We start from the raw sequence: 12,028 nt of genomic DNA, 5'->3' as shown, positions 1-12,028 counted from the left end.
ACCTCGGAGTGATGTATGCGGGGAAGCCGGCAGGCGGCAGAAACACAAGATGCGAATTTTCGGAGACGCCGTGAAATACGGTGTTCAAAACGCGTCCGGAGAAAATCAGACCTTTCCGCTCGCAATAATTGCATTTCCACGCCGCTTTGTCTATGTTTTCCCGTTGTTCGGTCGATCCAACTGCAAATCCGTCCCCTCACTGTACCTTTCTTGTGAAGATACGCTCCATTCTTATTGCCAATCGCGGCGAAATCGCCGTCCGAATCATTCGCGCCTGCCGCGAAATGGGAATACGCAGTGTGGCGGTGTATTCGGAAGCGGACCGTGCCTCGGTGCACACGCGTCTGGCCGATGAGTCGTATTATATAGGGCCGGCCGAATCGCGATCGTCGTATCTCGACGTCGCGAAACTGCTCGAGGTGGCGCGAGTGGCGCGCTGCGACGCAGTTCATCCGGGGTATGGTTTCCTCTCGGAGAACGCGGACTTCGCGCAGGCCGTAGCGGACGCAGGGCTTGTCTTTATTGGTCCGCCAGCGTCCGCCATCCGCGCAATGGGCGACAAGACGGCGGCCCGCACGCTCATGAAGGCACGCGGTGTGCCCGTCGTTCCGGGTACGGAGGATGCCATCAGCGATCCTGCCGAAGCAGCCGCGGTCGCGGACCAGATTGGATATCCCGTGCTGATCAAGGCCGCCGCGGGAGGCGGGGGCAAGGGGATGCGCGTGGTCGAGAAGCCCGCCGATCTGCTCCGTGCTCTCGAATCGGCAGCAAACGAGGCGCGGCAGGCCTTCGGCGACGACCGCGTGTTTCTCGAGAAGTACATCCTGAAACCCCGCCATATCGAATTCCAGATTCTTGCGGACGCGCACGGGAACATCGTCCATCTCGGCGAACGTGAGTGCAGCATACAGCGGCGTCATCAGAAGGTGATCGAAGAATCGCCCTCGTCGTTTGTGACACCGGAACTGCGCGCGCGCATGGGTGAAGCCGCGGTGATGGCAGGCACCGCCTGTGGCTACGTCAATGCGGGCACCATCGAATTTCTCGTCGACGCCAACCGCGATTTCTATTTCCTCGAAATGAACACGCGCCTGCAGGTCGAGCACCCTGTGACGGAAATGGTGACGGGAATCGATCTCGTGCACCTGCAGGTGCGCGTCGCGCAGGGCGAACGACTGCCGTGGATGCAGGAACAGATCCGTTTCCGCGGCCACGCCATCGAGGCGCGGCTCTGCGCCGAGGATGTGCGAAACAACTTCTTCCCCTCGACGGGAACGATACGGAATTACCGGCCCAGCCAGGGCTTCGGCATTCGTGAGGATTCGGGTGTTGAAGAGGGAAGCGAGATCACGATTCACTACGATCCCATGTTCGCCAAACTCATCGCATGGGGCATGGACCGGCACGACGCCATCGCCAAGATGAAGCGCGCCCTCGACGATTTCCGCATCGCGGGTGTCGAGACCACGATTCCGTTCTGCCGATTTGTGATGGACCATCCGCACTTCGTCAAGGGCGATTTTCAGATCGACTTTGTTGCGACGTCCTACCGGGCCGAATATCTCGCCGAACCCACGCTCGACGAATGCCGCGCGGCCGCACTGGCTGCGGCGTTGCTCGGGGGGCGGCACACGACTGCGTCAGTGCCCGCCGCATCGGCTGCACAGGCCACATCGCGTTGGAAAACACGCGCCCGGGGGAATTGCGCATGAAAAAGGCCCGCGCGCGCACCGGTGGACACGAGTTTTTAGTGGAACAGAAACACGACGGTGTGCACGTGAACGGGCATGTCCTGCCGGTCGAATGGACGGCAAAGGGCCGGCAGCAGTGGAACCTGCGCGTTGGAGCAGCGACATACGAGGCCGTACTCCTTCCGTCCGACGGCGAGGACGGCATTGTGAACGTGCTCATCGACGGCCGCGCGTTTCGTGTCGAGATCGACGACGAGGCGCGGTTGCTGCTCAAGAAGTTCGAAACAGAACAACCCACAAAAGTCCATGCCGCCACACTCCGTTCTCCGATGCCGGGCAAGATCACACGTGTGCTTGTGAGCGTGGGCGAGCTCGTCGAGGCAGGGCAGGGCATGGTTATTCTCGAGGCGATGAAAATGGAGAATGAACTGCGTTCGCCCGCTGCGGGCATTGTCAAGTCGGTGCGTGTCGAGGCGGGTGACGCCGTCGAAAAGAACGCGCTGCTGCTCGAGATCGCCTGACATCCGTCAGTCCGCGCATCACGTCGTACCCATACACTGCACGAATTCCACTCACTCAGCGGAGGATGCTTTGAAACGATCGATTCTGACACTCGCCGTCGTGGCGGCCTGCGTGGTGATTGCGCGCCTGCCCGTATCGGCCGGCGGCTTCCAACTGAACGAACACGGCGCGCGCGCGATGGCGCAGGGCGGCGCGTTCTGTGCGCGCGCGAGCGACGCCTCGGCTCTCTACTTCAATCCCGCTGGTCTTTCGTTCCAGCGCGGTTTCCAGGTGATGGGCGGCGCAACCCTCATCATGCCGAGCTATACATTCTACGGCCCGAGCAACCTGCAGCGCAATGACAAGTGGGAAATGGAGTCGCAACTCTTCTATCCGCCCAACCTCTACATCACCAACACGTGGAACGACGGACTGCTCTCGGGCTTCGCCGCGGGAGTGGGACTCAATGTTCCGTTCGGACTTGGAACCCGCTGGGCCGACGACTGGATCGGCAAGGCGGTCACCCGTGAAATAGAACTGCAGACCTTCTACATCACACCGACCGTATCGTACGCCATCAACGACATGATCGCCGTGGGCGCGGGTGCGAACATCGTGCTGTCGAACGTGAATCTGCGCCGCGCCGTGCCGAACTTCTCGCCGGAGATGGGACTGGAACTCGAAGGCACCGGCAAGACAGCCGTGAGCTGGAACGCTGGTCTCATGTTCCGTCCGATGGACGATGTGTCCATCGGTCTGACCTACCGCTCCAACACGCCGATCGACTTCGAGGGTACCGCGTCCTTCATCGGCCGCCCGAACAGCGTGGCCGCGCTGTTCCCCGGCGGCGACGTGTTGACAGGCATCGATCTTCCCGCCACCTGGTACGCGGGTGTCGCGTGGATGCCGATGGAGAATCTGGAATTGGAATTCGATTATCAGGGCATCGGCTGGTCGTCGTACGACAAACTCACGATCGATTTTGTGAACGACGCCACCACCGATCCGGTCATCAAGCAGGCCGACGTGACCTCGCCGAAAAACTATGAGGACGCGTTCATCATTCGTTTCGGCGGTGAGTACACGCTTCCGCTGCTCGGGCTCAAGCTGCGCGCGGGATATTTCTACGACAGCAATCCCGTGCCCGACGCGCATCTCGAACCGCTGCTGCCCGATGCCGACCGTCATGGTCTCAACATCGGCGCGGGATTCAATCTCGGGTCGAACCTCACTGTCGATGTCGCGTACCTCAATCTGATGTTCCTCAACCGTACCACCACGGCGACGAGCGCGCCCGACGGCGTGTATCTCGATGGAACATACACGGGCAACGCGCAGCTCTTCGGTCTCGATATCACATACAGGTTCTGATCAGGAGGCGCATATTATGAAACGCACACAGACTCTTTTTGCACTTGCCGCCTTCGTGGTGCTCTGCGCCGGGTGTTCCGACGACTCGATCACACCCGCGGGCGTGAACACGCTCGGCAGCGTCAATCCCTCGTCCTTTGTCGCCATCGGCAATAGTATCACGGCGGGCTATCAGGACGGCGCCCTGTATGAAGCGGCGCAGCGTTACAGCATGCCCGCGCTTCTTGCGAGCCAGCTCGGCACGACGATGGAGCAGCCGCTCTGCCCCGGCGACGGTGTCGGCAACCGCATCCGTCTCGCCTCGTTCACACCGCTGGCGCTGACCTCCACCCCGTCGGCGTCGCTGCCGACCAATTCCACGTATCCGAAACCGTACAACAATCTCGGTGTGCCGGGTGCGGTACTTTTCGACGCGCTCGACACTGAGGACCTCGCCCGCAAGTACGTGACGCGCAAGAATCCGTACTTCCAGATCGTCATGCGCGATCAGGTTGCGTTCGGGAGTTCCATCGTCGCGCAGGCGTTAAAGCTGAATCCGACGCTGATCACTTTCTGGCTCGGCAACAACGATGTGCTCGGTTTTGCGACCAGCGGCGGCACCTCGCCCGCAGCACCCACGAATGCCACCGCGTTCGACATGCTGTATGGCAATGCGCTCAGCGCACTGCGCCAGGGCGCCCCGAATGCGGCTATCGTTGTGGCGAATATCCCGGATGTCCGTTCCATCCCGTTCTTCACCACGGTTGGTCCGGTGATGTCTGAAACGCTCAAGGGCAAGTCGCAGCAGCTTGGTATGGCACTGAAGCTGTATTTCCAGGCGCACGGCCGCACCGGTCCGGGCTTGCCGAGCGATTCCACCGATCTCATGCGTGAAAACAACGTGCTCATCCCGCTCTCCGGCATGGCCGCCACCGCCTACATCGGCGACGTCACGGGCGCGTTCTGGACAGCGCAGGGTATCACACCGCAGCAGCTCGCGGCGCTCAACATCGACGCGACAAAACCCTTCGGCTTGCATCCGCTGAATCCCTGGCCCGACGCGCTCGTGCTCGACATCAGCGAGCAGACCACTGCCGCCAATGCTGTCGCGGCCTTTAACGCCTCGATCCGTTCCGCGGTCGACCGTCTGAACAGCTCGACGCCGAAGCCACCCATGCCGATAGCTCTCGTTGATGTAAATGCGCTGCTCGTGAAGATCGCGTCTGGCGGCATTTCGGTCGCAGGTGAAAAACTGACGGCGGGATTCATCTCCGGTGGTGCCTTCAGCTTCGATGGGGTACACCCGTCCTCCAAGGGCAATGCCGTGATCACCAACGAATTCCTTCGTGTGATCAACGCGACGTACGGCGCAAACATCGCGTACGTCGACATGTCGCGTATCCCCGGTATTCAGGTACCGATGGGCAAGGCAGGCATTCTCAAGTCGGGCCTGCGCGCCACACCCGGCACCTTCGATGCCGTCGTGCGTCTGTTCTCGAACTGACATTTTCTTCCTCGTCTATCCAGCCCCCGGATCTTCCACCGATCCGGGGGCTCCGTTTTAACAGAACCATTTCCTCACCCCTTTACCTCTTTACGTCTTCACCCCTTCACGCCTTCACCTCTTTACGCCTTTACGCTTCTCCTCTCCCGCGTTCACCGAAAAAGTGTATTTTGCAGTTCCGTAGCGGCTTACATGCAGCCGTCCCATCCAGAAAATCCGGAGCCCCCATGTCTCACGACATCGACGTCACAATCGAACTCGCGCGCGAACTCGGTTTGACGGATGACGAATACGCGCAGATACTCGAGTACCTCGGCGGACGCACGCCGACCTACACGGAGCTCGGCATGTACAGTGTGATGTGGAGTGAGCATTGCAGCTATAAAAACTCGATCGCGCATCTGAAGACGCTTCCGCGGTCCGGCGGCAGGCTCCTGGTCGGGGCAGGTGAAGAAAACGCGGGTCTTGTGGACATCGGCGACGGTCTCGCGATCGCCTTCAAGATCGAAAGCCACAATCACCCCTCCGCCATCGAGCCCTTTCAAGGCGCCGCGACGGGTGTGGGGGGCATTCTTCGCGACGTCTTCACAATGGGCGCGAGGCCAATCGCCGCCTGCGATTCCCTGCGCTTCGGATCTCTCGACAACCCCCGTGTGCGCTTTCTCCTGCGTGGTGTCGTCAGCGGCATCGGTCATTACGGCAACTGTTTCGGCGTCCCAACCGTCGCGGGGGAAATCTATTTTGATCCCTCGTACACGGGCAATCCGCTGGTCAACGCCATGGCCGTCGGCATCGTGCGGCACGGCCAGGTCGCGTCGGCGGTGGCGTCGGGAGAGGGGAATCCGGTGATGATAGTCGGTTCGTCCACGGGCCGCGACGGCATACACGGGGCGACATTTGCATCGGTCGAGATCTCCGAGGAATCGGAGTCGAAACGTCCCTCCGTACAGGTGGGTGATCCTTTCACCGAAAAGCTGCTGCTCGAAGCGACGCTCGAAATAATCAAAGAGGATCTGATTATCGGAATTCAGGACATGGGTGCCGCGGGCATCACCTGCTCGTCCACCGAAATGTCGGCCAAGGGCGGTGCGGGGATGGATGTGGATCTCGACCTGGTCCCCGCGCGTGAAACGGGCATGAGCGCCTACGAGATCATGCTGTCGGAATCGCAGGAGCGCATGCTTGTTGTGGTGAAGAAGGGGAATGAAGCGCGCGTGCGCGAAATCTTCGACAAGTGGGACCTTCACGCGGTGACCATCGGACATGTCACCTCCGACGGACTCGTGACCATCCGCCATCAGGGGCGCGTGCTTGCGCAGGCGCCGGCGCACAGCATGGTTCTCGGCGGCGGCGCGCCGGTGTACCATCGCGAGACACAACGGCCTGAATATCTCGATGTCACCGCCGCCTTCCGGCCCGAATCCGTTCCGGTCCCCACCGATCTCACCGCCGTCCTTCAGGAACTGCTCGCAACACCCAACATCGCGAGCAAACGGTGGGTCTACGAGCAGTACGACACCTCAGTACGCACCAATTCGGCGCAGTTGCCCGGCGGAGACGCGGCGGTGATACGGATCAAGGACACCAACAAGGCGATTGCGGTGAAAACCGACTGCAACGGCCGCTATGTGTACCTCAATCCCCGCAGGGGAGCGATGATCGCCGTGGCCGAGAGCGCGCGCAACGTGGTATGCACCGGTGCTGAACCGCTCGCGATCACGAACTGTCTCAACTTCGGCAATCCCTACAAGCCCGAGATGTTCTACATGTTCGCCGAGGCGGTTGCCGGTATGGGCGAGGCCTGCCGCGTCTTCGGAACCCCGGTCACGGGCGGCAATGTCAGCTTCTACAACGAGGATCCGGCGGGTGCCGTGTATCCCACGCCCGTCATCGGTATGCTCGGTCTGATCGAGGATGTGGACGCGATGATGACCGCTCATTTTCGCGCGGAAGGGGATCTGGTGTTCCTCATCGGAGCGAATCAGAACGATATCGGCGGCAGCGAATACCTCGCCGCAGTGCACGGCATCGTTGCAGGCGACGCGCCGCATTTCGACATCGAGGAGGAACAGCGTGTGCAGAAAGCCGTGCTCGCGATGATACGCGCGCGTCTTCTGTCGAGTTCCCACGATGTCTCCGACGGCGGTTTGGCTGTGGCACTCGCGGAATGCTGTGTGACGGGACCTTCCCCGATTGGAGCGCACGTGCGCGTGTACGATACCTTCCGTCGCGATGCGCTCTACTTCGGCGAGGCGCAGTCGCGCGTCATCGTCTCGTGCAATCCGGCGCGGAAACGCGACCTCGTGCAGATCGCGATGGAGCACGAGGTGGAAATCCAGGAACTCGGCGTGGTCGGCGGCTCCGCGCTGCTTATCAACGATGATGTGTCCGCCGACGTGCGCGAGATGGCGGACCGCTACTGGCATTCGCTGGAACGTCGGCTGGCCGATCCGGTCTGAACCATGCCACTCCGTGACCGTTTTCCGCGACTCTCGAGTATGAATCGCTCGGCACACGACGGCATGGACGAAGCACCTCCATACACCGGACGACTTCGGTGAAAGCAATGAGGACCACGGCCCTGCAAAGGGGAGTCGCCACGGCCCGGCGCATCGCGTCGATACGGGGCATCCGGGAAGTGTGGATGTATCTCGTGCGGATCACGGAGCGTATGGAAGACAACCACATCTTCCTTTCCGGGGCGGCAATCGCCTTCAACTCCTTCCTCTGCTTTATCCCCCTCGTCCTGGTCATTTTTTACGTCCTTGGCCTGTATCTCGACTCGGCTTCTGCGCTCGCCACAATTAACTCGTATCTCGACTCTCTCGACATGATTCCCTACGAACGCGAGTACATCCGCGAACGCGTGATCATGCTCGTGCGCGAGTTTGTGGGCGGATCCTCCCTTGCGGGAATTATCGGACTCGTTGGTCTGATATGGACGTCCAGCGCGCTGTTTGCCGCACTGCGTGTGGTGCTCAACCGCATTTTCGCCATCCGCGACACACGCAATTTTGTTGTCTCGAAACTCAAGGATCTCGCCCTGCTGTCGACGGTCGGCATCGCGCTGGTACTCATCACCGCGCTCAGCTACGGCATGACGCTCATCCGCGGACTGGCGGAATCCTGGTTCGGGCTCGCGGCTGGGCACTGGCTTCTCGAGGGCACGTTGCTGCACGTCTCGACGGGCCTGCTGAATTTTATGCTGTTCTGTGTGGTCTTTGTTCTGGTGCCAGACCAGAGAATTTCGTGGAGGGTGGTGCTTTTGTCGAGCGGCATAGCCGCGGTGTTCTGGGGCGTGGCGAAGGCGCTGTTTGGCTACTACCTCGCGAATCTGTGGAGCATCGGCCGTGTGTACGGACCCTACGCGGTGCTTGTCGCCACGGCGATCTGGATTTACTACTCCAGCATCACGCTGCTTGTCGCGGCCGAAATAGGGGAGATGGCACGCGAGAGACGGCAGTTGAAAAAACTCTTTCAGGAGAAACGGATCCGGCGCATCATGGCATCGTCGGAGATGCCGGATCTTGTGTTTCCCGACACGGAGTCGAAGCAGGGCTCGGATTCATAGCATCCGGATTTGCACAATTTCTGCCTTTCGCCACAGCCGAAAATGTGCTACATTTTTGTTCGTGAAACACCACGTCCCGCACAGGGCGCAGCAGATCACGGAAGCCCCGATCACACCAACAATCTCCTCGTTCTACGTCGCGTCTATGCCGGTTCACCGGAGACGCCGCATCTCGCTCTCGCCATCTTACCCACTGGTTCAGGAGTACCCATCATGCGTTTTTGTACCCTGCTTGTTATTCTTCTTGTCTGCACGGTGAACCTCGCCGCGCAATGGTCTTCAAATCCCGCGGCGAACAATCCGATCTGCACCGAACAGCGCAACCAACGTCTTGTGAAGGCGATCAGCGACGGGAAGGGCGGCGCCATCTTCACGTGGGAAGACGAGCGGTCCGGTCTCAATATCTACGACATCTACGCGCAGCGCATCGACGCCGACGGCAACGTCCGCTGGGGCCTGAACGGCGTGCCCGTATGCACCATCGTGGGTTCGCAGAACAAGCCGCAGATGTGCACAAATGAGAAGGGCGGCGCCTTTATCGTGTGGAAGGACGTTCGTTTCCAGAACAACGACATTTACATTCAGCAGCTCGATTCCAACGGCGCGATGATGTGGTCGAGTTCGGGAGTGGATCTTGTGCCCAACGTGCTTATCGACAAGGAGCAGAGCGATCCCGTCATCTGCGTCGACGGACAGGGCGGGTGTTTTGTCGGATTCATGGACAACGTGGCCGGCGGCAATTTCGACAATCAGATCATGCTCATTCGTGTCAATGCCGACGGCACGCTGGCCTGGCCGAGTGCCGGGTACGTCTCGCCGATCACACCGCAGAGCGGCATGTACCAGTATTCTCCCTCTATCTGCTCGGACGGTGACAAAGGATGCTGGATTGCCTGGCAGTGGTTCCGCGGTGGGCCGAGCGGGCAGTACGATCTGTATATCCAGCGTGTCACCGCGGGGGGCGGCTTGAAGTTCCCCGGAGCCGGACTTCCTCTCTGTAATGCTGCGGGAAATCAGGGGTATCCGTACATCGCCTACGATGGATTAAACGGTGTTGTGACCGCCTGGCCCGATTTCCGGATATCGAACCGACAGGTCGTATATGCACAGCGTATTGATGCAAACGGTACCGGCATGTGGACCGGTGGTCCCGTCACCAACGCCGGCGGAATATCCGACAATCCCTCCATCATCGGAATGGGCGGAGGCGCCGGCGTCATTGTCTGGGAAGATTACCGCGCGGGCAGCAGCAGTGATATTTACGTCCAGTACATGAATCCCGATGGCAGCGCAAAATGGACGGCCAATGGAGTGCCCGTCTGTACAGCGCCCAACAGTCAGCTCGTTCCCACAGTGTGCAAGGCCGACGACGGCGGCATTTTTGTGGCATGGGAGGACCGGCGGAATGGCAACATCAACGGCGATATTTATGCCCAGCGCTTCGACGCCAGCGGCAATCGCCTGTGGGCGGAAAACGGGGTTGCGGTCAGCACACCTCCGAATACGCAGTCCGCTCCTGTGATCGTCACCTCCACAGACGGTTCCGCGATTTTTGCGTGGGAAGATTACCGCAGCGGTTTCAGCAACGCCCACATCTACGCCGCAAAACTGCTCAGCGACGGCACCTTCCCGCGTTCGCAGCCGGCAATGCAGCTTTCGTCAAAGACTATGGACTTCGGCGTGCTGGGCGTCGGCGCGAAGCGCGACCGCGTGGTGGCAATAACCAACACCGGCGGTGACACGCTGCACATCAGCAACATCACGTCCTCCAGTCCTGATTTTGCAGCGCGACCCACGGTAAAATCGCTCGCCTCCGGCACGTCCTTCAACGACACCATTCGTTTCACACCAAGTGTCACGGGACCGATCAGCGGCTTCGTCGTTGTGCAGAGCGACAGTTGGACTTCTCCCGACACCATCCGTGTTTCCGGCACCGGCACGGGCACCGCGGTGCTCGACGTGCCCGCGCGCCGCTTCTCGATGGGCTACGTGCGCATGAGCACACAGAAGGATACCAACGTCGTGTTCACAAACGCCGGCCTCGACACACTGAAGATCACCTCCGCGAATTCCTCGAACGCCGCTTTCACAATTTCACCGGGCATCTCGAACGTCGCGCCCGGCCGCACGCTTACTCAGCGCATCCGCTACGCTCCGCGCGCACCGGGCAACGTGAACGCGCGCATCGTGCTGCTCAGCAACGCCCCGAGTTCACCGGACACTCTGTTTATGACCGGCATCGGCGTCGGCGAAGTCGACATCATCATGACCCCGACCGGTGTCGCCTTCGGTGATGTTGCAGTCGGCGCACGGAAAGACACTGCGATCGATCTGAAGAATAACGGCACGGACACACTGCGTGTCACATCGATCGACAGCGACGATGCGGCGTTTATTCCCATCGTGACCATGTTCAATGTTCCGCCCCAGGCGACCTATAAGATGAAAGTGCGCTGTTCCCCGGTGCGCCTCGGTGCCGTCAGTGGCGAACTCACCATCTACAGCAACTCGCGTACAACACCCGACAAGCTGACCCTGTCCGCCAACGGCCAGATAAACGTGGTGTTCGCACCGTCCGCACTTGCTTTTGGTCCGATCGAAACAGGGAAGTGGCGCGATACCGTGATTTACATCCAGAACAAGATGCTCGACACATTGCGTGTCACTGGTGTGTCAAGCAATAATCCGGCGTTCAGTGCGCGTCCGACCGTGTTTACCATAGCGCCGGGATACAGCTATCCCGATACGCTGCGTTTTGCGCCCACAAGCGTTGGGACGATCAACGGCGTCATTTCGTACACCAGCAACAGCGCCTCGACACCCGACAAAGTGGACGTAACCGGCGAAGGTCGCAATCCTAACGGAGTGGAAGGACCGCCTGCATCGGTGTCGGGCTTTACACTGCTGCAGAATTACCCGAATCCGTTCTCATCGACTACCTCGATTCCGTACGAGATACATAAGGCGGTGCGTGTGACATTGCGCATCGAAAATATTCTCGGACAGACAGTCGCGGTGCTCGTCGACGCCGAGCGTACGCCGGGCCGCTACACCGCCGCTTTTAATGCGGCAGCGCTGCCCATCGGAAGCTACCGCTTTGTGCTCCGCGCAGGCCAGTACGAAGCCGCTGGCCTGTTGCAGGTTCAGCGCTGAGGATCGAATTTCCGCTGGTGGAAAACGGGGCTTCGGCCCCGTTTTCCGTTTATGACAGCCACCGCAATAATGGGTCGAATACACGCGGCCACGTTGGAAAGTGCGGCGCTTTTTGTATTTTTTCTTTTCACACAATCCTGCTCTCATGTGCTGTTTTTCTGTCTATACAGTTCTCTCTCCCGTACCTATTTCCCTACAGCCCACACCATTACGGCAGCGGGGTATTTCGACCGTTGCCGGCGGGGTGAGAGAACCACT

Annotated in this window: 7 protein-coding genes; all 7 read left to right on the top strand. The window is 60.1% G+C overall.

Annotation, left to right across the window (positions count from 1 at the left end):
- Positions 1-152: 152 nt before the first annotated feature.
- The 7 genes from accC to HY962_13745 all read left to right on the top strand — a co-directional run bounded on the left by accC (position 153) and on the right by HY962_13745 (position 11,770).
- Positions 153-1,712 (top strand): acetyl-CoA carboxylase biotin carboxylase subunit, encoded by a 1,560-nt coding sequence (gene accC, locus HY962_13775; protein ID MBI5647994.1) that lies wholly within the window; start codon positions 153-155, stop codon positions 1,710-1,712.
- Positions 1,709-2,212 carry a biotin/lipoyl-binding protein gene (locus HY962_13770; GenBank protein MBI5647993.1) on the top strand — a complete coding sequence of 168 codons (504 nt, stop codon included), beginning with the start codon at positions 1,709-1,711 and terminating at the stop codon, positions 2,210-2,212. Before accC ends, HY962_13770 begins: the two co-directional genes overlap by 4 nt.
- Positions 2,213-2,282: 70 nt before the next feature.
- Positions 2,283-3,563 (top strand): outer membrane protein transport protein, encoded by a 1,281-nt coding sequence (locus HY962_13765; GenBank protein MBI5647992.1) that lies wholly within the window; start codon positions 2,283-2,285, stop codon positions 3,561-3,563.
- Positions 3,564-3,579: 16 nt separating this feature from the next.
- The gene (locus tag HY962_13760; GenBank protein MBI5647991.1) at positions 3,580-5,046 is read left to right on the top strand and encodes an SGNH/GDSL hydrolase family protein; all 1,467 of its coding nucleotides are present in this window, start codon (positions 3,580-3,582) and stop codon (positions 5,044-5,046) included.
- A gap of 227 nt (positions 5,047-5,273) precedes the next feature.
- Positions 5,274-7,505, top strand: coding sequence for a phosphoribosylformylglycinamidine synthase subunit PurL (purL, locus tag HY962_13755; GenBank protein ID MBI5647990.1), 2,232 nt, complete (start codon positions 5,274-5,276; stop codon positions 7,503-7,505).
- A gap of 107 nt (positions 7,506-7,612) precedes the next feature.
- Complete coding sequence (locus HY962_13750; GenBank protein ID MBI5647989.1) at positions 7,613-8,617, top strand: YihY/virulence factor BrkB family protein; 1,005 nt, start codon at positions 7,613-7,615, stop codon at positions 8,615-8,617.
- Between the two features lie 213 nt (positions 8,618-8,830).
- Positions 8,831-11,770, top strand: coding sequence for a choice-of-anchor D domain-containing protein (locus HY962_13745; GenBank protein ID MBI5647988.1), 2,940 nt, complete (start codon positions 8,831-8,833; stop codon positions 11,768-11,770).
- Positions 11,771-12,028: the final 258 nt, after the last annotated feature.

The organism is Ignavibacteriota bacterium (assembly GCA_016218045.1).
GTDB lineage: Bacteria > Bacteroidota > Ignavibacteria > SZUA-365 > SZUA-365 > JACRFB01.
Note: the sequence above shows the minus strand (reverse complement) of the source record. Positions and strands in the feature narration are given on the sequence as shown.